The organism is Citricoccus parietis, from assembly GCF_042433045.1.
Classification (GTDB): Bacteria; Actinomycetota; Actinomycetes; order Actinomycetales; family Micrococcaceae; genus Citricoccus; species Citricoccus parietis.
The window spans coordinates 23113-46803 of record NZ_JBHLWH010000048.1 but is presented as its reverse complement, the minus strand read 5'-3'; the positions used below and the strand labels follow the sequence as shown (position 1 = coordinate 46803).

The 23691-nt window shown below is 69.3% G+C and carries 28 protein-coding genes; 16 read left to right on the top strand and 12 right to left on the bottom strand.

The annotated features are described in order from the left end of the window. Positions 1-218 precede the first annotated feature (218 nt). Together ACFFIO_RS17205 and cmtR are read right to left on the bottom strand one after the other, a co-directional pair. Positions 219-818, bottom strand: coding sequence for a cadmium resistance transporter (locus ACFFIO_RS17205; protein WP_159554393.1), 600 nt, complete (start codon positions 816-818; stop codon positions 219-221). Next, complete coding sequence (gene cmtR / locus ACFFIO_RS17200; RefSeq protein WP_159554391.1) at positions 815-1174, bottom strand: Cd(II)/Pb(II)-sensing metalloregulatory transcriptional regulator CmtR; 360 nt, start codon at positions 1172-1174, stop codon at positions 815-817. Before cmtR ends, ACFFIO_RS17205 begins: the two co-directional genes overlap by 4 nt. A 179-nt stretch (positions 1175-1353) precedes the next feature. Between cmtR and ACFFIO_RS17195 the strand changes: the two genes are divergently transcribed. Further along, positions 1354-2313 carry an arsenic resistance protein gene (locus ACFFIO_RS17195; protein ID WP_159555334.1) on the top strand — a complete coding sequence of 320 codons (960 nt, stop codon included), beginning with the start codon at positions 1354-1356 and terminating at the stop codon, positions 2311-2313. 96 nt (positions 2314-2409) lie between these two features. Then, entirely contained in the window at positions 2410-2808 is a 399-nt protein-coding gene (locus ACFFIO_RS17190) for an ester cyclase (RefSeq protein ID WP_159554389.1), read from the top strand. A 125-nt stretch (positions 2809-2933) separates the two neighbouring features. Here ACFFIO_RS17190 and ACFFIO_RS17185 read toward each other — a convergent pair whose 3' ends face one another. Beyond that, on the bottom strand, positions 2934-3329 hold the full coding sequence (locus ACFFIO_RS17185) for a heavy metal-responsive transcriptional regulator (RefSeq protein ID WP_159554387.1): 396 nt from the start codon (positions 3327-3329) through the stop codon (positions 2934-2936). A gap of 110 nt (positions 3330-3439) precedes the next feature. Here ACFFIO_RS17185 and merA point away from each other — a divergent pair, with 110 nt between their 5' ends. The 4 genes from merA (at position 3440) to ACFFIO_RS17165 (ending at position 8795) form a co-directional block, all read left to right on the top strand. Beyond that, the gene (merA, locus tag ACFFIO_RS17180) at positions 3440-4831 is read left to right on the top strand and encodes a mercury(II) reductase (protein WP_159554385.1); all 1392 of its coding nucleotides are present in this window, start codon (positions 3440-3442) and stop codon (positions 4829-4831) included. Between the two features lie 210 nt (positions 4832-5041). After that, entirely contained in the window at positions 5042-6721 is a 1680-nt protein-coding gene (locus ACFFIO_RS17175; protein WP_201301237.1) for a TnsB C-terminal domain-containing protein, read from the top strand. Continuing rightward, positions 6715-7632: a TniB family NTP-binding protein gene (locus ACFFIO_RS17170; RefSeq protein WP_159554383.1), complete on the top strand. Its 918-nt coding sequence runs from the start codon at positions 6715-6717 to the stop codon at positions 7630-7632. The genes ACFFIO_RS17175 and ACFFIO_RS17170 overlap by 7 nt, the downstream gene beginning before the upstream one ends. 14 nt (positions 7633-7646) lie before the next feature. Then, positions 7647-8795: a TniQ family protein gene (locus ACFFIO_RS17165; protein ID WP_159554381.1), complete on the top strand. Its 1149-nt coding sequence runs from the start codon at positions 7647-7649 to the stop codon at positions 8793-8795. 263 nt (positions 8796-9058) lie between these two features. Here ACFFIO_RS17165 and ACFFIO_RS17160 read toward each other — a convergent pair whose 3' ends face one another. Then, on the bottom strand, positions 9059-9658 hold the full coding sequence (locus ACFFIO_RS17160) for a recombinase family protein (RefSeq protein ID WP_159554379.1): 600 nt from the start codon (positions 9656-9658) through the stop codon (positions 9059-9061). Between the two features lie 193 nt (positions 9659-9851). Between ACFFIO_RS17160 and ACFFIO_RS17375 the strand changes: the two genes are divergently transcribed. Next, positions 9852-10031: a recombinase family protein gene (locus ACFFIO_RS17375; protein ID WP_159554377.1), complete on the top strand. Its 180-nt coding sequence runs from the start codon at positions 9852-9854 to the stop codon at positions 10029-10031. Positions 10032-10471: 440 nt separating this feature from the next. On the opposite strand, the gene ACFFIO_RS17150 is transcribed toward ACFFIO_RS17375, so the two are convergent. Both ACFFIO_RS17150 and ACFFIO_RS17145 read right to left on the bottom strand, forming a co-directional pair. Continuing rightward, on the bottom strand, positions 10472-10915 hold the full coding sequence (locus ACFFIO_RS17150; RefSeq protein WP_159554375.1) for a DUF302 domain-containing protein: 444 nt from the start codon (positions 10913-10915) through the stop codon (positions 10472-10474). Between the two features lie 57 nt (positions 10916-10972). Beyond that, entirely contained in the window at positions 10973-11230 is a 258-nt protein-coding gene (locus ACFFIO_RS17145; RefSeq protein ID WP_101589005.1) for a metal-sensitive transcriptional regulator, read from the bottom strand. Between the two features lie 192 nt (positions 11231-11422). Here ACFFIO_RS17145 and ACFFIO_RS17140 point away from each other — a divergent pair, with 192 nt between their 5' ends. The 6 genes from ACFFIO_RS17140 to ACFFIO_RS17115 all read left to right on the top strand — a co-directional run bounded on the left by ACFFIO_RS17140 (position 11423) and on the right by ACFFIO_RS17115 (position 16200). After that, a complete protein-coding gene (locus tag ACFFIO_RS17140; protein ID WP_159554374.1) occupies positions 11423-11719 on the top strand; it encodes a rhodanese-like domain-containing protein in 297 nt (98 codons plus the stop codon). Between the two features lie 51 nt (positions 11720-11770). After that, the gene (locus ACFFIO_RS17135) at positions 11771-12643 is read left to right on the top strand and encodes a sulfite exporter TauE/SafE family protein (protein ID WP_159554372.1); all 873 of its coding nucleotides are present in this window, start codon (positions 11771-11773) and stop codon (positions 12641-12643) included. 77 nt (positions 12644-12720) lie between these two features. Next, positions 12721-13098, top strand: coding sequence for a thioredoxin (gene trxA / locus ACFFIO_RS17130; RefSeq protein ID WP_159554370.1), 378 nt, complete (start codon positions 12721-12723; stop codon positions 13096-13098). A 49-nt stretch (positions 13099-13147) separates the two neighbouring features. Beyond that, positions 13148-14467 (top strand): MFS transporter, encoded by a 1320-nt coding sequence (locus tag ACFFIO_RS17125; RefSeq protein ID WP_229672832.1) that lies wholly within the window; start codon positions 13148-13150, stop codon positions 14465-14467. After that, positions 14464-15735 (top strand): MFS transporter, encoded by a 1272-nt coding sequence (locus ACFFIO_RS17120; RefSeq protein WP_159554366.1) that lies wholly within the window; start codon positions 14464-14466, stop codon positions 15733-15735. Before ACFFIO_RS17125 ends, ACFFIO_RS17120 begins: the two co-directional genes overlap by 4 nt. Before the next feature lie 132 nt (positions 15736-15867). Then, positions 15868-16200: a DsrE family protein gene (locus ACFFIO_RS17115; protein ID WP_159554364.1), complete on the top strand. Its 333-nt coding sequence runs from the start codon at positions 15868-15870 to the stop codon at positions 16198-16200. A 119-nt stretch (positions 16201-16319) separates the two neighbouring features. On the opposite strand, the gene ACFFIO_RS17110 is transcribed toward ACFFIO_RS17115, so the two are convergent. The 4 genes from ACFFIO_RS17110 to ACFFIO_RS17095 form a co-directional block, all read right to left on the bottom strand. Next, positions 16320-16811: a hypothetical protein gene (locus tag ACFFIO_RS17110; protein ID WP_229672833.1), complete on the bottom strand. Its 492-nt coding sequence runs from the start codon at positions 16809-16811 to the stop codon at positions 16320-16322. Between the two features lie 19 nt (positions 16812-16830). Next, complete coding sequence (locus tag ACFFIO_RS17105; RefSeq protein WP_229672834.1) at positions 16831-17592, bottom strand: cytochrome c oxidase assembly protein; 762 nt, start codon at positions 17590-17592, stop codon at positions 16831-16833. 118 nt (positions 17593-17710) lie between these two features. Further along, positions 17711-18220, bottom strand: coding sequence for a DUF2243 domain-containing protein (locus tag ACFFIO_RS17100; RefSeq protein ID WP_159554358.1), 510 nt, complete (start codon positions 18218-18220; stop codon positions 17711-17713). Positions 18221-18320: 100 nt separating this feature from the next. Then, positions 18321-18782 carry a hypothetical protein gene (locus ACFFIO_RS17095; RefSeq protein WP_159554356.1) on the bottom strand — a complete coding sequence of 154 codons (462 nt, stop codon included), beginning with the start codon at positions 18780-18782 and terminating at the stop codon, positions 18321-18323. Between the two features lie 305 nt (positions 18783-19087). Between ACFFIO_RS17095 and ACFFIO_RS17090 the strand changes: the two genes are divergently transcribed. The 3 genes from ACFFIO_RS17090 (at position 19088) to ACFFIO_RS17080 (ending at position 21522) form a co-directional block, all read left to right on the top strand. Further along, a complete protein-coding gene (locus ACFFIO_RS17090; protein WP_159554354.1) occupies positions 19088-20551 on the top strand; it encodes an MBL fold metallo-hydrolase in 1464 nt (487 codons plus the stop codon). Next, entirely contained in the window at positions 20548-21156 is a 609-nt protein-coding gene (locus tag ACFFIO_RS17085; RefSeq protein ID WP_159554352.1) for a rhodanese-like domain-containing protein, read from the top strand. The genes ACFFIO_RS17090 and ACFFIO_RS17085 overlap by 4 nt, the downstream gene beginning before the upstream one ends. A gap of 186 nt (positions 21157-21342) precedes the next feature. Beyond that, positions 21343-21522, top strand: a complete 180-nt coding sequence (locus ACFFIO_RS17080) for a DUF8730 family Cys-rich protein (protein ID WP_159554350.1) — start codon at positions 21343-21345, stop codon at positions 21520-21522. Between the two features lie 133 nt (positions 21523-21655). Here the strand turns inward: ACFFIO_RS17080 and ACFFIO_RS17075 are convergent, their stop codons facing one another. Both ACFFIO_RS17075 and ACFFIO_RS17070 read right to left on the bottom strand, forming a co-directional pair. Further along, the gene (locus ACFFIO_RS17075; protein ID WP_344322250.1) at positions 21656-22801 is read right to left on the bottom strand and encodes an outer membrane protein assembly factor BamB family protein; all 1146 of its coding nucleotides are present in this window, start codon (positions 22799-22801) and stop codon (positions 21656-21658) included. A gap of 29 nt (positions 22802-22830) precedes the next feature. Next, entirely contained in the window at positions 22831-23691 is an 861-nt protein-coding gene (locus tag ACFFIO_RS17070; RefSeq protein ID WP_159554346.1) for a cytochrome c biogenesis CcdA family protein, read from the bottom strand.

Here is a 23691-nt window from a genome sequence, read left to right as displayed (position 1 = left end):
GGATCGGGGCTTCCCGGATTCTACCGGTTGTAGAAGAACGGGCCGAACTCCGGGCTACACCGCCGGCAAGGCTGAGCGATGACAGCCCGACGGGGCTTCCGGTCGGCGGATTGGTGGCACGGGCGCTGAGTCTGCTCAATGGTCAAGGCGCGCAACGCAATTTGCGGCACGGGGAAGGCGGGGCCGAGCCGCTCGGGGTGAATGCCCGGCCCCGTAGCTCAGAGCCCGAAAGCTCCACCGCTGATGAGGATGAAGACGCCCAGGCCGATCAGCACGATGGGGAACAGGATGTGCTCCCAGCGTTCCAGCACCTCGGCGATGGGCCGGCGGGTGGCGACAAATTTAGCCAAGCCCACCAGTACCGCCACCAGCGCGAGGAACACGATGCAGTAGGCGACCACGGCGCCCGGGCCGACGCTGAGGAAGACCGGGACGTAGACGCCGATGTTGTCCCCGCCGTTGGCGAAGGTCACCCCGGCCACGGTCCAGACGCCGACCTTCTTGCCCTCGATCTTGGCATCGTCATCGTCATCGTCGTCCCCGCGCCAGGCCTTCCAGGCTGCCCACAGACCCAGCCCCAGCGGGATCAGCCCGAAGTACGGGATGACCTCCGGGGGCAGGAACGCCCCCGCGCCCAGGGACACGAGCACGGCCGCGCCCAGGATGCCGGCAAAACCCAGGTACTGGCCGACCAGGATCCGGGCGGTGGTCCCCCGTTGACCGGCGCCGCGGGCGAAGAACAGGGAGAGCACGATGATGTCATCGATGTTCGTGACCAGAAACAGGCCGATCGCCTGCAGGACTGAAGACAGGATCATGCCGCAGCCTCCGTATCGTCGCAGCCTGGCACCGAGCACGCCGGGTCCAGGCACGGGGCGCTCTCATCCACCGCCAGGGCGATATCGACCAGGCCGGTCAACGCCCGCGTCAGGTGCGCATCGGCGAGCTCATACCGGGTCTGGCGGCCCTCGGCCACCGCGACCGCCATCCCGCAGTCCCGCAGGCACGCCAGGTGGTTCGACACGTTCGAGCGCGTCAATCCCAGGTCCCGGGCCAGCTCGGCCGGGTAGGCCGGGCCCTGCAGCAGGGTCAGCAGTATCCGTGACCGGGTCGGGTCGGCCATCGCCCGCCCCAACCGGTTCATTACATCCAAACGAGAATTTATAATCATCACTCGCTGAACTATACAGTGCGCACTGAACCGACCCCGGCGGGGGGCGGTGCGCGGATCACGGAGAGGCGTCTCTTTGTCGAAGCCCGGGGTCGCCACCGGGATCACCCTGCGCCCGGGGGCAAGGCCGCAGGGCCGTCTCCTAGGGTGGAGGGGTGAACGACTCGACGGCAGCGGCGTGGATGGAGCGGCACCAGATCGCCCTCTACGTGGCGGCGATTGTCGTCGGCATCGCGGCCGGGTGGTGGGCCCCCGGGGCCTCGGCGCTGGAGGCGGCGATCAACCCGGTACTGGGTCTGTTGCTGTTCGCCACATTCCTGGCGGTGCCGTTCACCGCGATCGGGCGGGCCTTCACGGACCTGCGGTTCCTGGGTGCGGTGCTGGTGCTGAACTTCGTGGTGGTCCCGGCGATCGTCTTCGCCCTCTCCCGCATTGTCGCCGACCATGAGGCGCTGCTGCTGGGGGTGCTGCTGGTGCTGCTGGCCCCGTGCATCGACTACGTGATCGTCTTCGCCGGGCTGGCCGGCGGGGCCCCCGACCGGTTGCTGGCCGCGGCCCCCTTGCTGATGCTCGTCCAGATGGTGCTGCTGCCTGTGTACCTGTGGGCCTTCGCCGGGACCGAGACGGTCGCGCTGGTGGAGATCGGCCCGTTCGTGGAGGCCTTCGTGGTGCTCATCCTCCTCCCCCTGGGCGCGGCCGCGTCCGTGCAGTGGGCCGCGCCCCGCAGGACGGCGGCCCGGACGGTGGAGTCGGCGATGACCGTGGCGATGGTTCCGCTGATGATGGCGACCCTGTTCACCGTCATCGCCTCCCAGGTCCGCGGGGTGGGTGAGCAGTTCGGGGCGCTGGCGGCGGTGGTGCCCCTGTACGTGGCGTTCCTGGTGGTGATGATCCCGATCGGCATCCTCACCGCCCGCACCGCGCGCCTGGACGTGCGCTCCGCCCGGGCGCTGGTGTTCACCGGGGCCACCCGTAACTCCCTGGTCGTACTGCCCCTGGCCCTGGCCCTGCCGGCCTCCCTGAACCTGGTGCCGTTGGTCGTGGTCACCCAGACCCTGGTGGAACTGATCGGCATGGTCATCTTCGTCCGCCTGATCCCCCGCCTCCTCCCCGAACCCCAGGCCACCCCCAGCACTGCCTGACCACCGCCGCTCGACACAGAGCTCCTGTCGGCAGCCCGGCCACGCGCCCCTATAGGGTGGCGGCGTCAGCCTTCCCCGCCGCCCGGAAGAGAAACCATGCCCGCCCCTGATGACGCCACGCGGTCCGCCCACGCTGCCGTGACCACCCGCCTGGTTGAAGAGGTGCTGGTCGGCGGGAACCTGGGGATGCTGGACCGGCTCTACACCCCGGCCCTGGCCCCGGTGGCCCACCGCTGGATCGCCCCGTTCCACACCTCCTTCCCTGACGTGCGCATGCAGATCGTGCAACTGGTCCGCGAGGAGGACACGGTGGCCGCCCGGTTCCGCTGTTCCGGCATCCAGCTGGGCCCGTGGCGCGGCCACGCCCCCACCGGGCGACGCTTCGAGAACATCGACGAGGCGTACCTCTTCACCTTCCGCGAGGGGCTGATCGCCAAGGCCTGGGGCCTGGCGGACACCCTGGAACGCTTCCGCCGGCTCGGCCTACGCCCCTAACACGGCAACACCCTCACTGTCGGATGGAGCCGCTGATCCGGCCGTCCATGGTGCCGGCGATCCGGGTGGACTTCCACCCCGGCATGAGCCCTGCTGCTGGCTGTGGCCAGCGCCGGCGCCCGACGCTAGAGGTACTGGCAGATCGTGTCCGGCGGGCAGTCGGCCGGGTCCAGGGCGGCCGCGCGTTGCCGGAGGTCGGTGACGGCCTGTTGCAGTGCCCTCAGGTCGGCGATCTGACGATCGAGGGCGCCCAGGCGGGCGTCCAGCAGGTCCGCGACGTGCCCACAGGGGGCGGACCCGCCGTCGCGCAGGTCCAGGATCTGACGGACCTGGGCCAAGGTCAGCCCGGCGGCACGGCCGCGGCGGACGAAGTCCAGGCGCGCCAGGACCGCCGCGGGGTCGGGGTAGTGCCGGTAGCCGTTGACGGTGCGCTCAGGGGCCGGGAGCAGCCCGGCGTCCTCGTAGAAGCGCAGCGTCTTGGCGGTGGTCCCGCCGGCCTGGGCCAGCTCACCGATGCGCACCCCACCACCTCCGCCTCTCGGGTCCGGGCCGGTCGGTCTTGACCTTACCCCGCACTGGAACGTTCAGGATGGTGACCAAGGAAGCAACGACGAGAAGGGCATCGCACAACATGGACGAGAAGTACGAGGTCGATCTGGCCGTGGTCGGTTCCGGGGGCGCCGCGATGTCCGCGGCGATCGCCGCCCGGCAGGCCGGGCACACGGTGGTGCTCATCGAGCGCGGCGTGCTCGGCGGCACCTGCGTGAACATCGGCTGCGTACCCTCCAAGACCCTGCTCGCCGCGGCCGGCGCCCGGCACACCGCGCTGGCCAACCCCTTCGGCGGGGCCCCAACCGGTGCCGGGCCGGTTGACCTGACCGCCCTGGTGCGGCAGAAGGACGAACTCATCGAGCACCTGCGCGGGGCCAAATACGCCGACGTGGCCGCCGCCCACGGCTTTGAGATCCTCCCCGGGCAGGCCCGCTTCCTCGACGGGCGCACCATGGCCGTGGACGGTAGGCCTCTGCGCGCCCGAACCTACCTGGTGGCCACCGGGGCCGAGCCCGCGGTGCCGAACCTGCCAGGCCTGGAACAGGTGGAACCACTGACCTCGACCACGGCCATGGAACTGGACCAGGTGCCCGAGTCCCTGGTCGTCATCGGCGGCGGGTACGTGGGCCTGGAACAGGCCCAGCTGTTCGCCCACCTCGGCGCCCGGGTGTCCCTGGTGGGACGGGTCGCGCCCCGGGCCGAACCGGAGCTGGCCGCCCGGCTCCGGGAAATCTTCACCCAGGACGGCATCACCGTCATCGAGGAGCACGCCGGATCCGTCGCCACCGAGGGCGGGCAGGCGGTCGTGACGACCGTCTCCGGCCGGCAGGTCAGGGGCGCCCGGGTGCTGCTGGCCACCGGACGGGCCGCCCGCACCGACGGGCTGGGCCTCCAGTCGGCAGGGGTGGAGGTCGACGCGGCCGGCTTCATCGCCGTCGACGCACACCAGCGCACCACCAACCCGCGCATCTACGCCGCCGGGGACGTGACCGGCGCCCCCCAGTTCGTCTACGTCGCCGCCGCCACCGGCCGGGTCGCCGCGCGCAACGCCCTAGCCACCGACGCCGAGGACGCCCTCTCCCAGGTGGACTACGCGGGCCTGCCCGCGGTGGTGTTCACCCGCCCGCAGCTGGCCTCCGCCGGGCTGACCGAGGCCCAGGTACTGGCCCGAGGCCGGGCCTGTGAGTGTCGGGTCCTGGACCTGTCCGAGGTGCCCCGGGCCCTGGTCAACCACGACACCCGCGGGGCGGTCAAGATCGTCGCAGACGCGACCACCGGCACCGTCCTCGGCGTGCACGCCCTGGCCGACGGGGCCGGGGAAATCATGTTGGCCGCCACCTACGCCATCAAGGCCGGCATGAGCGTCGACGACCTGGCCGACACCTGGGCCCCGTACCTGACCATGGCCGAGAGCCTGCGCCTGACCGCCGGCCTGTTCCGCAACCAGATGCCCACCTCCTGCTGCGCCTGACGCTTCAGGCATCAGCGTCAAGACATGATTGTCAGACACGGGTACACCCTCTTTTACACCTCTCGCCCTGTCATTTTCAGAAGTTGACTGCACTCTCGGGCCCGTCAACCCGGGGGTGGTGTCGTCGACTTCTGAACTCTGGTCGTTCAGTAGTCGTGTGCACTAGGGTCGCGTCTGCTCAGTAGTCCTGTTCTCTATGAGGAGGCGGGCGTGGACGGCGACCAGGATGAGATGGCTGGACCGGGCGTGCTTGCGGTGCCCGAGCTTGAGTGGGAGCAGGCCCGGTTGCGGGCCGGGGTGATCGGTCGACTGGCCGAGCACGATCCAGTGGGACTGGCTGCCGTCGACGAAGCCGCGGTGGAGCTGGGGATCTCCCGGCGCCGGGTGTACGTGCTGCTGGAGCGGTACCGGCAGGGCTCGGGCCTGGTCACTGATCTTGTCCCCCGGCGATCGGATGGTGGCAAGGGTGGGGGCCGGCTGGCGGAGCCAGTGGAGCAGATCATCCGTGAGCTGGTGCGCCAGCGGTACTTGACCCGGCAGAAGCGCAGCATTGCCTCGCTGCATCGGGAGATCACGCGGGCCTGCGCCGTGCAGGGGCTGCCGGCTCCGGCACGGAACACGGTGGCCGCGCGGATCGCCCGGATGAATCCGGTCGAGGTGGGCCGGCGGCGCGAGGGGGCCGAGAGCGTCCGGCCGTTGCAATCGGCCGGCGACGAGGTTCCGGTTGTCGAGTCGATCCTGGACCAGGTGCAGATCGATCACACGGTCATAGATTTGATCGTGGTCGATGACCGTGACCGCCAGCCGATCGGACGGCCGTATCTGACGGTGGCCATCGACGTGTGCAGTCGGTGTCTGGTTGGAATGGTGGTGACCTTGGAGCCGCCCTCGGCGGTGTCGGTGGGGTTGTGCCTGGCCCATGCGGCGGGTGACAAGCGGCCCTGGCTGGAGCGGCTCGGAATCGACGCGGCCTGGCCGATGAGCGGCAAGCCGAAGGCACTGTATGTGGACAATGCCCGGGAGTTCAAGAGCGAAGCGCTCACCCGCGGGTGCGACCAGCACGGTATCAGTCTCGACTACCGCCCGCTGGGCCGGCCGCATTACGGCGGGACCGTCGAGCGGGTCATCGGCACGGCCATGCAACAGATCCACGAGCTGCCGGGGACCACGTTCTCGAATCCAGTCGAGCGTGGGGCGTACGACGCCGAGAAGATGGCCGCGCTGACCATGGCCGAGTTGGAGCGGTGGCTGGTGTTGGCGGTGGCGACCTACCACGGCACGGTGCACTCCACACTGGGCCAGACCCCGGCCGGACGGTGGGCCGACGGGGTCGCAGCGACCGGTACCCCGGTGCTGACAGCTAACCCGACGGCGTTCCTGGTGGATTTTCTGCCCGTGTTCCGCCGCAAGCTCACGCGCACCGGGTTCGTCATAGACCATGTCCACTATTTCGCCAACGCGCTCAAGCCGTGGATCGCACGCCGCGAGGCCCTGGAGCGGTTCCTGATCCGTCGGGATCCGCGCGATATCAGCCGGATCTGGGTGCTGGACCCCGAGGGCACCGCATACATCGAGGTCCCGTACCGGACGATGTCGAACCCGACGGTCAGCGTGTGGGAACACCGCCAGGCCCTGGCCCGGCTGCGCGAGCGTGGGGCCACCGAGGTCGATGAGGCGGGCCTGTTCCGGATGATCGAGCAGATGCGCACCATCGCCGAGACCGCCCAGAAGACCACCAAGCGCACCCGCCGCGAGAGACAACGCCGCGCCCAAGCCGGGACGGCCAATACGAGGCCGACGCCCCCGGTGCCGGAACTGCCTGTCGTACCGGCGGACTCGGAGGCGGCCGGTCGATCGGTGGCCCGGTTCGGGGAGATCGAGCAATGGTGAACGCCGACGAGTACGAGCCGCTGGAGCTGTCCCACCTGCACCCGGCCGCGCAGCCGGTGGCGCGACTGCCGGCGGCCGAGCGCATCCAGCGGATCCGCGCGGACCGCTGGATCGGTTATCCGAGGGCGGTCGAGGCCGTCGAGCGTCTGGAGACCCTGCTCGGCTGGCCGCCGAAGCAGCGCATGCCCAACCTGCTGCTGGTGGGCCCGACGAACAACGGCAAGTCGATGATCATCGAGCGCTTCCGCCGGCAGCACCCGCCCAGCTCCGAGCTGGACCGGGAACAGGTCCCGGTGGTGTGCGTGCAGATGCCCTCGGAACCCTCGCCCTTGCGGTTCTACACCGCGATCCTGTCCGCCCTGGGCGCACCATTGCGGCCCCGGCCCCGCGTGGTGGAACTCGAACGCCTCGCTTTGTCCCTGCTGCGCGAGGTCGGGGCGCGGATGCTGGTCGTCGATGAGCTGCACAACGTGCTGGCCGGCCGCGGGGACACCCGGCGGGAGTTCCTGAACCTGCTGCGATTCCTGGGCAACGAACTGCGCATCCCCCTGGTCGGGGTCGGCACCCGCGAGGTCTACCTGGCGGTGCGCTCGGACGACCAGCTGGAGAACCGCTTCGAGCCCTTCGTGCTCCCGCTCTGGGAGGCTGACGACCAGGCAAGGTCCCTACTGGCCAGCTTCGCCGCCTCCTTCCCGCTGCGGAAACCCTCGGTGATCGACACCGAGGACATGGCTCGCTACCTGCTGGCCCGCAGCGAGGGCACCATCGGGGAACTGGCCCACCTGCTCACTGCGGCCGCGGTGGCCGCGGTGGAGTCGGGCCTGGAGGAGATCGACCACCGGACGCTGACGATGGCGGACTATCTCGGCCCGGCCGGACGCCGACGGGTCTTCGAACGCGAGCTGCTGTGAGGACCCGGTGGCCGGTGCATCCGGCCCCGGTCACCGGTGAGGCACTCACCTCCTGGCTGCGCCGAATCGCCCACCGCTACGGGGCCGAGGTCGAGGACCTCGTTCTCGATACCGGGTTCTGCTTCCCCCGTCCCGGGGACCTGGACGTGGCTGCCCCGGAGGGGTTCATCGACCAGCTGGCTGCGCGCACCGGGGCCAGAACCGACACCATACGGGCCATGACCTTCGGAGGGCAGACCCCCTGGCTGCTGGACCAGCTCGAGCCAGCGGCGGAGGCCTACACCACCTACACCCGACAGCTGGCGGTGCTGCTGCCCCGGGGAAGGAGACGGGACCGTACCGTGGAGGACTGGCGGGCCTGGTTGCCGACGGTTGCCGGTTGGCGCCATCGGGCCTGTCCGCGCTGCACCACGGAATCAACCCCGCCGTGCCCGTACCAGCTGGCGTGGCTGGTGCCCCTCATGCTCTCCTGCCCCGTCCACCACTGCCGACTCGAACTCCACGACGGCCCGTTGGGATACCACGACTTCTGGCACACCTCGTCGGGTGGGCCCGAGCCGCGACCGGTCGGGGAGGCGATCCGGAGCATGGACCAGCGGACCTGGCAGGCCCTGACGACCGAGGCTGTAGAACTCCCCAGGCATCGGGTGCACGCTGGGACCTGGTTCCGCCTGCTGCGGACGCTTCTCGATGAGCTCGGCGCGACCATCACCGAGAGCGGCGCACCCGGCCGGCTGACACGCCAGGTGTGGGACCGCACCGGCCATCCGGTCCGCGCCGGACAGGGCCCGTGGCGCCCCTACGAGGAACTCTCCGACCAGCGCCAACTCCAATCCCTTGAAGCCGCCGCCACCGCGATACACCTGCTCGAAACCCGGGCCATGGCCTGCTTCGGACGCGAAGCCGAGGTGTTCCTGCCCCAGCCGGACTTTTCCCGCGACCCCGGTCGCCCCGACCAGACCACGGACCCCACCGCCCTGCGGTGGCAGGAGATCAAGGAGAGCTTTCAGGCCGTCGTCGAGGAAGCCCAGACCACCCCGGAGACCGCCCGTCAGCTTTTCAACTTCTGCACGATGTACCGTCGCGACAACGACGAAGTGGTCCAAGGCGTCCGGGGCAATTTCGTCGAGCTCGGCATACCTTCGGACTACCTGTCACCATAGCTGCGTCACGACCGTCTGCGAGACGTAGAATAGATGGCGGGATACGTGACAGTTTTTCTCAACACCTCGTATGACTTTCAGAGATAAGTGGCGGCATTCTGTGGAAGCTAAATGACGGTACGGACTGTCCAGAAGCGTCGCCATCTGTGGACCCAGGCAAGGCGCCCCGAGACGGCGAACGTCCGAAGCCCTTTCCGGGCCGGGGCCGCGGGGTGCCGAACTCAGGCGTACTGACATCCGTTGGGCGCGGCCGCCGGGGGCCCTTATGTGTTGGGGGCTTCCTGGTTCCCGGACAGTTGTTGCTGGTGCCGATAGAGGGTGGCCCGGCTCCAGCCCACGAGCCGGGCGGCGTCGGCGGCGGTGCGGCCCTTGGCGCGGGCGGCGTTGACGATGGCAAGTTTGTCGGCGATGTCGGTCGGGTCGAGGGGCGGGCGGCCGAACCGAGTGCCCCCGGCGCGGGCGGCGGCGATACCGGCATTGACGCGTTCGACGATCAGTTCGCGTTCGTACTCGGCGAGGGTGGCGAGCATGTTCAGCATCAGCCGGCCCGTGGACGTCGAGGGATCGATGCCGTCGGCGATGGACTTCACCTGCACGTCCCGGTCGCGCAGCAGATTGACGGTGTTGAGGACGTCAATGAGGGACCGACCGAGCCGGTCCACGCGCCAGACCACGACGGTGTCCCCGGGCTCGGCGTAGTCGAGCAGCTTGCGCATGCCAGGCCGGTCCACCGCGTTCCTGCTCCCGGAGGTGACTTCGGCGAAGATGTCTCGTTTCTGGACCCCTGCGGCGAGGAGTGCATCGACCTGGAGTTGGGCGTCCTGGCCGGCGGTGCTCACGCGCGTGTAGCCGAGTTGTCTCACAAACCCATCTTGCCTCACAAAGGGGGTCTCGGTGGGATTTCGAGACACTACGCGTTGAGACGACTTATCGAGACACCGCGGGGGCCAGGATCCCGGTCTTCGATGGCGCACGCCGGGAGGCAGATCCGGTGTCTTGGAAAGCTGTCCATTAATAAGACACGCATCGTGGCCTTTGCCCAAGGTCTGAGATTGCGTGAGGGCACGCTCCGGGGACACGCTGCTGGTGTGGAAGCTCGAGCGGCTCGGTCGGGATCTGCGCCACCGGGTCAACATCGTCCACAACCTCACCGAGCGGGGCGCGTGCCGTACGGCGCCCCGTCACCGGACAAATCACCGGACGGGGGCTACGGGACGCCCCCCGAGGCGTGCTTGAGCGTGCCCAGGTCACAAGCGGTGTGTCCGGTGGGGGTTCCCTTTACGGGATCCTGCTCAGTGACCGATCTGGGGCCCTTTGTCGATTTCAGAAGCCGGCGACACGGACGTCAGGAGTGGCCTGCACTAATTTCCTAGGTGAGGCCACGGTTGCCATTAGCGGACGATCCCTCGGTCAGTCCCATGTCGGCCTGAGTTGTTTCATGTGGATGGCGGTGCACGCCGCTGTGTGAGCACCCGCACTTCAAGCGTTCTCTGCAGGCAGGTTCACCACCGGGTATGCCCGTCCCGCAGGAGTGTCCAGCGACCTGGTGTGCTGCGGACGGACGTGTCCAGTCCAGGACGCGTCGTGGTGCCAGGCAATGGCCGGGTCCACACCGCCGCCTGCGCGGCATCCGGGCACTGGCGGTAAGGCGACGGGCGTAGGGGCGCCCGTCAGGTTCAGTGGACCGGGTCGGAGTCCGGGCGTGCGGGGCCTGTGCGGCCGAGGCTGGCCAGGGCGGCGCGCAGGCGGGTGTCGGCGTCGTCGGCGACCTCGCGGACCTGGGGGCTGTCGCTGAGGCGGACCATGGTCTGCGGGTCGATGGCCTCGATGAGGGTGTGCTGGTCATCGGACCCGCGGCGGACCACGACGTTGCAGGGCAGCAGGGCGCCGAGCTGGGGTTCGGCCGCCAGGGCGCGGCTGGCCAGTGTCGGGTTGCAGGCTCCGAGGATCACGTAGTCGCCGAGGTCTGCGGCGGCCTCGGGGCCGAGCTTGGCGGTAAACGTGGCGGTGATGTCGGCCTCGGTGAGGACGCCGAAGCCCTGCTCGGCCAGGGCCTGACGGGTGCGTTCCACGGCCTGCTCGTAGGTCAGGGGGACGGTGATCGAGTGGGTATAGGCCATTCTGAGCTCCTTCGTGAACGATGAGGGGTGTTCTCAGCCTGCCCGAGACAGGGCCGGTCAGGCCAGGGAAAGGAAGAGCTTCTCCAGGTCCTTCTTGTCCAGGTTCTCTTCCGGGTTGGCCAGGCACTGCTCGAGCCCGCTGGCGATGATGGCGAAGCCGGCGCGATCCAGGGCCTTGGACACCGCCGAGAGCTGGGTGACGACGTCCTTGCAGTCCCGGCCCTCCTCGAGCATGCGCACCACGGCGGTGAGCTGGCCTTGGGCGCGCCTGAGGCGGTTGAGTACGGGGGTCATCTCGGTGGCGTCCAGTTGCACGTGGTCTCCTGAGGTCGGGGCGTGCCATCCATTCTATACCCCAGGGGGTGTCTTGCATACCCCTGGGGGTATCGTGCATACTGAGTCGAGACAGGCTCTGCCTGTGACCGGATACCTGCTGGACAGCCCGGCTTTGGCCTAAGCGCCACGGATCCGTCCCCTTTGATGTCCCCGATACGTTGAGGAGTAGTCATGTCCGAGATCACCGTTGCCCAGGCCGATGAGCGCCGAGCCCAGGACCAGATTCTGGATGTGCGCGAGGATTTCGAGGTAGCCGAGGGGATGATCCCCGGCGCCCTGCACATTCCCATGGACCAGCTCGGTTCCCGGCTGCAGGAGCTGGACCGGTCCCGCCCGGTGATCGTGGTGTGCCGCAGCGGCAACCGCAGCGCCCGGGTGGCCGAGGCGCTCAATCAGGCCGGCTACACCGCCGACACCATGACCGGCGGGATGGTCGCCTGGCAGGGCGCCGGACTGCCGGCCCACTGAGCCCGGCCTCCGACCGATGACTGCTGACCGCCGACTGACAAGGACGCTGCCATGACGCTCACCCTTCTTCTGACCCTGCTGCTCTCGGTGTTGATCGGGCTCTCCCTGGGCCTGCTCGGCGGCGGCGGATCGATCCTGACCGTGCCGATCCTGACCTACGTCGCCGGTCTGGATCCCAAGGAGGCGATCGCCGCGTCCCTGTTCGTCGTCGGAGTCACCTCCGCCTTCAGCGCCATCACCCACGCCCGCAACCAGCGGGTCAAGTGGCGCACTGGGCTGATCTTCGGTGCCGCCGGCATGGCCGGGGCCTTCGGTGGCGGCCTGCTGGGCGGATACATCCCCGGTACCGTCCTGATGATCGCATTCGCCCTGATGATGGTGGCCACCTCGGTGGCCATGATCCGTGGCCGCAAGAACAAGGCCGCGACGACCCACGAGGGCGAACTGCCGATCCTCAAGGTCCTGGCCGAGGGCCTGGTCGTCGGTTTGGTCACCGGCCTGGTCGGCGCCGGTGGTGGCTTCCTCATCGTGCCCGCCCTGGCCCTGCTGGGCGGGTTGTCCATGCCCGTGGCAGTGGGCACCTCCCTAGTAGTGATCGCGATGAAGTCCTTCGCCGGACTGGCCGGGTACCTGACCACCGTGTCCCTGGACTGGGTGCTGGTCGGGGCTGTGACCGCCGCCGCGATCGCCGGATCGGTGCTCGGGGCCCGGCTGGCCGGGCGGATCCCGGAGGCCGCCCTGCGTAAGGGCTTCGGGGTGTTCGTGCTCATCATGGGCGTCTTCGTCCTGGTCCAGGAGTTGCCCGGGGCCACCGGAATGATCGTCGGGGCGGTCGCCGCCCTGGCGGCCGTGGCCGCCGCCGTGTGCTGGTTCGCCGTGCCCAGCTGCCCGATCCGCACCGCCGGCACCACCAACCCCACCTGAGCGTCCTCCACCCCTTCCTGTTCCCGTCGGTCTACACCGACCGCAGACGACCGATCATCACTGACAAGGAGACCCCCATGGCCACCATCGACGTCACCGACCAGGACTTCGCCGGCACCATCCAGGAAAATGACATTGTGCTCGTGGACTTCTGGGCGGGCTGGTGCGGGCCCTGCCGCCGGTTCGCCCCCACCTACGAGGCCGCCTCGGCCCAGCACCCCGACGTGGTCTTCGCCAAGGTCGACACCGAGGCCGAGCAGGCCCTGGCTGGCGCTGCGGGCATCAGCTCCATCCCCACCCTGATGGCCTTCCGCGAGGGCGTGCTGGTCTTCTCCCAGCCCGGCGCCTTGCCTGCGCCTGCCCTCGAACAGGTCATCACCGCCGTGAAGGACCTGGACATGGTCCAGGTCCATGCCCAGGCGGCCGCCCAGTCCGACCGGACCGAGCAGGCCTGACCGACACCGACCGGACCATCACTGCCCACGAGAGGGAGAGTACGGCTGCGTGAGGACTCCTAGCGCTACGGGGCGCCGCCCGGACCCCCGGCCCGTGCTGGGTCTGCGGCAGAACCTGGCCCAGTTCACCCTGTTGGTGGCCGTCAATGCCCTGGTCGGCGGGACGCTCGGACAAGAGCGTACGGTGCTGCCGCTACTGGCCACCGACGTGTTCGGCCTGGATCTGTACACCAGTTCGCTGACCTACATCCTGGCCTTCGGGGTGGCCAAGGCCGCCACCAACTACCTGGCCGGCACGCTCAGTGACCGCTACGGGCGCAAGCCGGTGCTGGTGGCCGGTTGGCTGATCGCCCTGCCGGTGCCGGTGCTGCTGATCTACGGGCCGTCCTGGGACTGGATCGTGGCCGCCAACGTGTTGCTGGGCATCAGCCAGGGGTTGACCTGGTCGACGACCGTGGTGATGAAGATGGACCTGGTCGGCCCGCATCGCCGCGGGGCAGCCATGGGCCTGAACGAGGCCGCCGGCTACCTCGGGGTCGCCGCCACGGCCATGGCCACCGGCTATCTGGCCGCCGAGTACGGGTTGCGTCCGGCCCCGTTCCTGCTCGGCGCGGCCTACATCGGACTCGGGCTGGGACTGTCCGTGCTCACCGTGCGTGAGACCCGGGACCACGCCCGCCTGGAGGCCGCCGGTCACCTCGGCACCCGTCCCGAAGCCCACGCGGGCCTGAGCAGCGCCCAGGTCTTCACCCTGACCAGCTTCCGCGACCGATCCCTGTCCTCGGTCAGCCAGGCGGGGATGGTCAACAATCTCAACGACGGGCTGGCCTGGGGGCTGTTCCCGGTGCTGTTCGCCGCGGCCGGGCTGTCCCTGGGCCAGATCGGAATCCTCGCCGCGGTCTATCCGGCCGTGTGGGGTGCCGGACAGTTGGCCACCGGTGCCCTGTCGGACCGGTGGGGCCGCAAGGGGTTCATCGTGGCCGGGATGCTCACCCAGGCCCTGGCCCTGGCCCTGATCGCTGCCGGCTCCGGATTCGGGGCCTGGCTGGTGGCCATGGTGCTGCTCGGGGCGGGAACGGCGATGGTCTACCCCACCCTGCTGGCCGCCATCGGCGACGTCGCCCACCCGGCCTGGCGGGCCCGGTCGGTGGGCATCTACCGGCTCTGGCGTGACGGGGGCTTCGCCGCCGGCGCCGTGATCGCCGGCCTGGTCGCCGACGCCTTCGGTATCCCCACCGCGGTCACCGTCGTCGCCGCCCTGACCGCGGCCTCCGGCACCGTGGTGGCAGTGCGCATGCGGGGCCGCGACCACACCCCCGGACTTTCCCTGCCCACCGCCACCCGCCATCTCAGGAGCCCTCACCCATGACCACCACCGTCCCGGATCTGCACGCCGTCCAATCCCGGACCGTGCGCACCCTGTCGATCGCGCAGGTCTTCTCCGGACTGGGCAACGGCTCGACCCTGGCCCTGGGCTCGATCCTGGCCGTGGACCTGGCCGGCTCCGAGGCCTGGGCCGGATCGGTGAACACCGCCCTGACCCTGGGCACCGCCGCCACCGCGATCCCGCTATCGCAATTGGCCCTGGCGCGCGGACGCCGAGCGGCCCTGACCACGGGGCTGAGTGCGGCCATCATCGGGGCCGGGCTGATGGTCGCCGCCGTCCTCACTTCCGGGTTTCCCCTGTTGCTGGGCGGAGCCTTCCTCGTCGGTCTCGGATCGGCGGTCAACCTGCAGGCCCGCTTCGCGGTCACCGATCTGGCCGTCCCGGCTCGCCGCGGCCGGGATTTGTCCCTGGTGGTCTGGGCGATCACCATCGGGGCGGTAGCCGGGCCGAACATGGTCGGCCCCGGAGCCGTCCTGGCCGGTTGGCTGGGCATCCCCGCCCAGGCCGGCCCGTTCGTGATCTCCGCGGCCGGCATGGTCCTGGGTGCGGGCATCATCGCGGTGTTTTTGCGTCCGGATCCGCTGCTGACCTCCCGGACCCTGGACGGGGGCGCCCCCGCGCGCTCGGGGCCCACCGCCAGCAGGAACCCCTGGCGGGCCGGCTGGCAGATCCTGCGTGCCCATCCCACCGCGGCCGCCGCGGTGACCGCCGTGATCGCCGCCCACGCGGTAATGGTCGCGGTGATGTCGATGACCCCGCTGCACATGCAGCACCAGGCCGGGGCCACGGCCGGGCACCTGGACACCATCGCGCTGATCGGGTTCACCATCTCCCTGCACATCGCCGGCATGTACGCCCTGTCCCCGGTGATGGGATGGCTCACCGACCGCCTCGGTCCCACCCCCACCGTGCTGACCGGCATGGGCACCCTCATCACCGCCGTCGCCCTGACCGGACTGGCGCCGGGGCACATGGGGGCGGTCACCGCCGGACTGGTCCTGCTGGGGCTGGGTTGGTCCGCAGTCACCGTGGCCGGCTCCACCCTGTTGGTGTCCTCCCTGGCCCCGGCCCAGCGGGTCCCGGCCCAGGGCTTCTCCGACGCCACCATGTCCCTGGCCGGGGCCGTCGGGGCTGCGGCCGCCGGGCCGGCCATGGGCTTGATCGGCTACCCCGGTGTCAACGCCCTGGCCGCTCTGTTGGTCATCGCCGCCACGCTGGTCCTTCTCGGCCTGAGCCGCGCCAGTCACTGAGACCCCTGCCGCCGCCTTTGCGGACGGGTCGCTGCCCCTCGAGGTCCACAGGAGGTATATCGAGACGCCTAAGGTGAGATCAGGCGGGCCCCCACCTGGCCGCAGCCTCATGCCCGTAGCGAAGGAGTGCTCATGCATCGCACCGTCGTACATCTCAACGACGCCGATCCGACGAAGATTCAAGCTGTATTGCAGAACGTCACCAACCTCTATACGGCGCTGGGCCCCGATCTGCAGGTTGAGCTGGTGGCCCACGGTCCCGGCATCGCCGTGGCCACCGAGCCGGTCGGCGAGCTGTTGCCCGGCCTGTTGGAGGCCGGCCTACAGGTGCGCGTTTGCCAGAACACTCTTACCGCCCGCGGCCTTACGCCAGATCGGATTCACCCTCAGGCCACTGTCGTGCCCTCCGGGATGGCCCATCTGGTAATCCGCCAGAGTGAGGGGTGGTCCTATCTGCATCCGTAAGCCGGGCCCGGTGATGGCGTCATCGGGTGCGGCCTTGGCCGCTGCGAGCCGGTCCTGTGCGACGGGCTGTTGCGCCGGTGTCTAGTCCTTGTTGACCGCACCGGGCTGGGCTGGGAGAACTAGTGGCTGGTGCGCCCTCGGGTGGAGGTGAGCACCGGGGCCAGGGCGCGGTCGGCGATCATGCCGGTGGCCACGGAGAACACGGCTTTGTGCAGGACGTCGACCACCTGCTCACGCACCGGCCAGGTGGTCGGCGGGGCACCGACCCCGGTGGCGTTCTCGATGGTCTGGTCGAAGCCCAGTCTCACGACGGTATGCCAGGCATTGGCATGGGCCCCGCGGATCCCGGTGACCGCCCAGATTCCGCGCAGGGCACCGAGGGTGGCGGCGGTGGAATAGTGCATCAAATGGTTCCACACCACCGGCCGGTCCGTGTCGCCGGGGTGCTGCCCGACCAGGGTCAAGAGTGCCCGGGCTGGCACGTAGGAGTTCGGTCGGTGGGTGATGGCCTGTTCGATCTTCTCACCCACCACCATCACTACCCCTCCGGCCAGGCCGGCCGCCGCACCGGTGCCAGCCGCCTGCAGGATGCCGCTGAATCGTGATGACATGCTCATTCCTCCGCTTCGTTCAGTGTTCTCTGTCTACCTGGAGATCTCGAGTGCTCTGGGGTCCGGATGGAGAGTCCGCTACGGATTTGGGTCGGGTGGCTGAGTACCACCCGGCGAAGAGCAGCACGATCAACACCACGTCGACGGCATCCCCGCCGTAGTACATCAGTTGCGCCCCTGCCTGGCCGTCCGTGACCTCGACTCCGGCCGGCGGATGGGCGTAGAGCCATTTGGCCAGGATCGGGTGAGCGGCGATGAAGGCGATCAGCACCGCTGAGCGCACGGGAACCGAGGCCCGGTGCGGGTCCGGGTCCACCCCCACCAGGGAGGCGGTGAAGAGGTAACCAGCTAGGAAGATGTGGGCGTGCACCAGCCCGTGGATCAGTGCCGAGGTATGCATCAGTTGATACAGCTCGGTGCTGTAGAGCACCCACAGCCCACCGGCATTGAGCACGGCCGCGACCATCGGGTGGGTGATGATCCGGACGTAGCGGCTGCGCAGCAGCCGAGTCAGTGACCGGGCCCGGGCCACCGGCACAGCCCGCAAGATCAGGGTGACAGGCGCGCCCAGGACCAGCAGCAACGGGGCTAGCATCCCAAGCAACAGATGCCCCAGCATGTGGGCAGTGAAACTGGTGTGAGCGGCCGCGGCGACCGGGCCGAGGAGCCTGGCCCCGGCGCAGACCAGACCGGCGTACCAGGCCACGGTCCGGCGCACCGGCCACGGGCTGCGGCCCCGGGCCGCCCACAGGCAGGCCGCATAACCAACCGCGGCTGTCACCAGGGCGAGGACGACCACAGCATCAAAGAGCGCCCACCCCCAGGCCTCGGTCCCCAGGACCGGGCCATGACCGGCGCCACTGTGCCCGCTACTGTGGTCGTGATCCCTCACAAGACACTCAGTCCGTGACGCCGGTCGGCCGGGTGCGCCAAAGGATGAGAACCCCGATCATCAACAACAACACCGCCGAGCCGATCCACGCGATGTCATAGGGCAGCAGGTCCACTCCGTAGCGGACCTGGTGGATTCGCAGCACCTTGTGATCGACTACCCCATCGAAGAGCTGAAAGAACCCGACCCCGGCAATCACTGCCCCTGTCCAACGCTTCCAGACCACCTCGGTCCGACGTCGAACGTCGGCCAGCAGAAACAGTCCCCAGATGGTGATGAACCACCCGAAGGCGTGGAAGAACCCATCTGCGGTCAACGCCACCTGCGTGGTGGACAGATCGTAGAAGTGATGCCACTGCAGGCCCAGGTGAAAGATGAACAGGTCGATCATCGACGCCGCGATCCCACATCCGAACAGGAACCCCGAGGCCACCGTGCGCCGGTCCAGGGTGGTCCCGGATCCCCGGCGCGCCTCGGGTGCTGCACCCCGGCCTGCACTCGTCTCAGCAGCAGACATCCAGACCTCCCAGCATCGCGGCCCCTGTGGCCATTGTTCCCTTACCAGTGGGCCCCTCAACAACTCCATCGCTTCTTCACTCCCCTGCGCATGGCCGCGCTCAACGCGTCGCCCCGCGCAGGGCATCCTCGGGGTTCACTTCTTTGGTGGACGCCACGAAGTCCCCGCGGAGGGCTTTGAGGGCATACTTTTCCAGCTCGATCTCCTTACGGGTGCGTACCCTCAGGCGGCGGAAAAGGAACACAGGCGGGCACCACCCCTGGATGGCATGCTGGAAAAGGAACGGTAAGACAACACCAGGCAGCAGCAGCCACTTCCGGCTGACGGTAGCGCCGAGCACGGTGCCCACGAAGGCCAGGGACGAGGCATTGAGCTCCAGCACTCGCTCGATGTCCCATTCGCGTTCCAGTTCGTCGATGCGCACGGAGATTTCCCCGGCGGACGCCTCGGCGTAGGACTCCACGCGCTGCTTGATCTTCCGGTCCAGGCCGACCTGGGTGCCCTCCGGAGTGACTGCGCGCACCGGGTCGGACATCTCAAGGGGCGTGTGCTGATCCGCCATGGCCGTCCTTTCACTCGATCATCGCCCTTCGCTTGGGTAGGACTTGACGGAGATCGCAATTACGGGGTCGGGACAGCTTCAGCACCGCTACCGCCTCGTACCGTCAGGTATCGGCCACCCTACCCACCGGCTCCTCCCGGGTGAACTCCCGGTCACCAGCAAATCCCTGGCGAACGGGGCACGCCCGCTAAGACGCGCGTTCGACCGCACGCCCCCACTTGCATACCCAGGGGGGTATGCAATACGGTAGGGGGTATCCGGAACGCCGGAACCCGAACTTTCGCTCCCGACCCGCAGGAGGAATCATGCTTCTCGAGCGCATCTACGACGAGGACCTGGCCCAGGCCAGCTACCTGATCGGCTGCCAGGCCACCGGCGAGGCCCTCGTCGTCGACCCCCGCCGCGACATCCGGCAGTACCTGGAGCTGGCCGCCCACCACGGCATGCGGATTACCGTCGTGGCCGAGACCCACATCCACGCCGACTTCCTCTCCGGCACCCGCGAACTCGCCGCGGCCACCGGCGCCACCCTCTACGTTTCCGGCGAGGGCGGGGAGGACTGGGCATATGGCTTTGACGCCGAGCTGCTGCGTGAGGGCGACACCATCGCTCTGGGCAACATCACCGTCAGCGCCCGCCACACCCCCGGCCACACCCCCGAGCACCTGTCTTACCTGGTCACCGATGGGGCCTTCACCGACGAGCCCGGCTACTACCTGACCGGGGACTTCGTGTTCTCCGGTGACGTGGGTCGCCCGGATCTGCTGGACGAGGCCGCCGGGGCCCAGGACACCCGCTTCGCCGGGGCCAAGGACCTGTTCGCCTCCCTGAAGGAGGCCTTCCTGACCCTGCCGGACCACGTGCAGGTCTACCCCGGCCACGGGGCTGGCTCGGCGTGCGGCAAGGCCCTGGGCGCCCTGCCGTCCACCACGGTGGGCTATGAGCGCAAGTTCGCCTGGTGGGCCACCTACCTGGCCAACAACGACGAGCAGGGCTTCATCGACGAACTGCTCGAGGGCCAGCCGGACGCGCATGCCTACTTCGCCCGGATGAAGCGGCAGAACAAGGTCGGCCCGGCCCTGCTCGGTGAGCGCTCGGCCCCGCGCTCCTTCACCGCCGACGAACTGGCCCGAGGCCTGTCCGATGGCACCTTGGCCCTCGTGGATACCCGCCCGGTGGATCAAGTGCACGCCGGCACCGTGCCCGGAGCCTTGAGCGTCCCGTCGCTGGGTAAGGCCGCCACCCACATCGGTTGGGCGTACGACCCGGAGGCCGATGACGCCGGCCTGGTCGTGCTGGCCGAGGATGCGCAGGCCGCCGCCGAGTACGGCGACCACTTCGTGCGCGTGGGCGTGGATGGTCTGGTCGGCTACACCCCGACCCTGGAAGGCCTGCCGGCATCCATCCCGCAGACCGTCGCCCCGGCCGAACTGGACGCCTTCCTGGCTGAGCATGACTCCGCCGTGCTGGTGGACGTGCGCAACCGCACCGAGCACTCCGAGGGCCATGTTCCCGGCTCCCGACAGCTCAACGCCGGCAAGGTGCTCTTCTACCAGGACGAGCTGCCCGCGAAGGACGCTGGCCCGTTGGTGACCTACTGCCAGTCCGGGGTGCGCAACGCCGTGGCCGCCGCCGCCCTGCGCCGGACCGGTTACGACGTCGTCGAGCTTGAGGGCAGCTACGCCGCCTGGTCCGCCTGGAACACCGGACAGGACACCGCCCAGAACACCACCACAGTGCAGAACGAAACCTCAGGAGCCGCCCGATGACCGTAACCGCCACCGCACCTAAGACCCGTTCGGTCACCCCGGACGAGCTGCGCCAAAGACTGAACCAGGACCAGGACCTGATGGTCGTCGACGTTCGCACCCCGGGCGAGTTCGAGACCGTGCACATCCGCGGCTCCTACAACGTGCCGCTGGACCTGCTCACCGAGCACACCGATGACCTCGCAGAGCGTCTGGCCGGACACGTCGTGCTGGTGTGCCAGTCCGGCACCCGCGCCGGCCAGGCCCGGCAGAAGCTGCAGGCCGTCGGTTTCGAATCCGCAGAGGTGCTCGAGGGCGGTGTCGCCGCCTACGAGGCGGCCGGCGGAGACGACGTCGTGCGCCGGGGCAACCGGTGGGCCATGGACCGCCAGGTCCGCCTGACTGCCGGCACCCTGGTGCTGGCCGGCACCCTGGCCGGCCAGCTGGTGCACCGCCGCCTGGGCCTGGTGGCAGGGGCGATCGGCGCCGGCCTGGCCTACTCCGCCGCCTCTGACTCCTGCGCGATGGCCTCGATACTGTCCCGCATGCCGTGGAACCGCGTCGAGGCGGTTCCATCCCTGACCTCCTTCTTCGACCAGGTCCCCACCGCCCTGCAAGCCCGCTGAGCCGAGGTCCGGAAGGTTCTACCCATCCCTTCCAGACCCTCACCCCTAGACCCCCGACCGCGGGGGCACGCCCCCCTTCATCGCCCCCGCGGCCGGGCCCACCGTCTTCATCTGGGTCACCGATCCTCCCCGCCCGACCCCGTGCCTTCCGCCGGGCAGGAGCGCCCGCTTCGAAAGGAACCGACCATGTGCCGATCCGTCACCTGCCGCGTCTGCGGCAAGACCACCTGGGCCGGCTGCGGCCAGCACATCGACCAGGTCAGGCGCACCGTCCCGGCCGGGAACTGGTGCCCTGGCCACGACCGCACCGAAGCGCCGACCAGCACCCGGCGCCCCGGCCTCCTGGCCCGCCTGTTCGGGCGCTGACGCCCCCCAGCACCCATGCCGCCCGCGGCTGAGGCCCTACCGGCTGTGTCCGGTAGGGCCTCAGTCGCCGAAGAACCCGTGGTGTACCCGGTGAAAAGATGCCTATCGGCGGGCAGGGTGCCCCCGGTCACTTTCAACCAGAGGCGCCCGGTTCAGGGACGAGGGTGACGATGAGGTGACGTGACCCCTTGCCCACAAACAGCGCGGCCCCCTCTGCGGTGAGGTGCGCCGGGACGAGGATGGTGCCGGTCCCGGTGGGGTCGTAGGCGTCGGCGACCTCGCCGGTGATGACGTTGTGCACCCGGACTGCTTCGTCGTCCCGCAGGTAAACCAGGGCCCCGCCAAGCGCGGCGAGACGAGTGTCGCTGGCGACGGTGAATGACCACAATTGCTGACCGTCCCGGGTCGCATGCAGGCCGGCCTCGTCCAGAATGACGACGGCGCCCGTACCAGGGTCCGCGGCGGCGTCGCGGGCCGTGTCGCTGAGGATGGCGCCGTTGCGCAGATCAATGAGCAAACCCCGGGAGTGCTCGGTCTCCAGCAGGACCAGCCCGTTCGCGGCGGCTGCAGTCCCGGAGGAGTCCACGGCGGCGATGACCTCACCGTGCTCGGCCAACGGGATGCTCCAGAGTTCTTGGTCATCGGCGATGTCCAGTGCGGTGAGGGTGTGGTCTCCGCTGACGAGCACCGTCCCGTGGTATTCGCCGACGACCCGGTCGGAGGAGTCGGATATCGAGGGCACGGCGCGGCCGGTGGTTGAATCCAGGACCGTGCGCGACCTCACCCTCGCCGCCGGATCCTCGGATGGTCGAGCGAAGACGAGGCCGGGCCCCACCTGGGGACCGGGAACCTCCACGGGACCCCACACGTGTTCCCCGGTAGCCAACACGTAGGCCGTCGCGGTGACCGTGTCGGGCTCGGTGCCGGATCCCTGGTGGGCGTCCGTGAGCACGGCCAGTGAACGCCCGTCGGCGTCGGCGGTGAGCGCGAACCCGGTGTCCTCAGCGGGGCGCTCGGCCACCCACCGCACTTGACCGTGGACATCGACAGCGGAGAACCGCCACAGAGCCTCCTGTTCTGCGACCCCCACGAAGATGCCGTCAGCGTATTGCGGGGCGCTGGTCCACCCGGGGTCCACCACCCTCAACCCCGTGAAGGGTGTGGGCAGCCGCAGGGCACGGGTATCCACCGCGGGCAGCGGCTCCTCGGCCGGATGCGGGTCCCGCACCGGCTCCGGTAGCCCACCAGCGCACCCGGTCAAGGCCAGAACCACGGCCATGATGAGAGCCAGGGCCCGGAGGCCACGGATCATGATCCGCCCACTGGGCGGGTGCCTGCCGTGGAGCGGTCGCGCCGTCGTCGCCGCGCCCACACGATGAGCACCGCGCAGACCAGGACCAGGATGGCAAGGATGTCCACGACCGGATTGGCCAGGACCGCCGACCCCTCCTGCAACCAGGCCTGGGCCTCCAAAGGCAGCAACTCCGGGGCGGTGACCAGGCCGTTGGTGGTCCAGAAGACGACGCCCACTCCGATGAGGATGAACCCGGTGAGCATGGAGGTGCTGTGCAGTTCGCGGCCGAAGACCGTGAAGGCCCGGCCACGCAGCACCCGCCGGCCCCGGGCCCCCAAGCGGCCCCAGAGTGCGGCGATCAGCAGCAACGGGGCGACCATACCGGCCCCGTAGACGGCCAGCAGTGTCCCGGCGGAGACCATGTCACCTCGGGCGGCGGCCAGAGTGAGCACGGCGCCAAGGATCGGGCCGGCGCAGAAGCCAGCAACCCCGCTGGCGGCGCCCAGCAGCAGCGTCTTGGCCCATCCGGTGGCCGTGGTCGCCCGCTCTTGCAGATGGGCCGCGCCGGGCAACAGCCGGGCCGGGTCGAACCCGAACCCGAGCAACTGCACTACGCCCAGCACCACCAGCAGCACCGAGGCACTGAGCACGATCACCTCGCGGTGCGTGGCGAAAAGAGTCCCAATGGCCCCCGCGCCCACGCCCAGGGGCACCAGCACGAGCAACAATCCGACGTAGAAGACCGCCCCATGGGCGAGCAACCGGGGCCCGGCCCCGACGGTGGAGGCGAAGAACGCGGGCATCAACAGGGCCGCGCACGGGCTGAGCAGGGCCAGGACCCCGCCCAGGAAGGCGCTGAGCAATCCAATATCCAT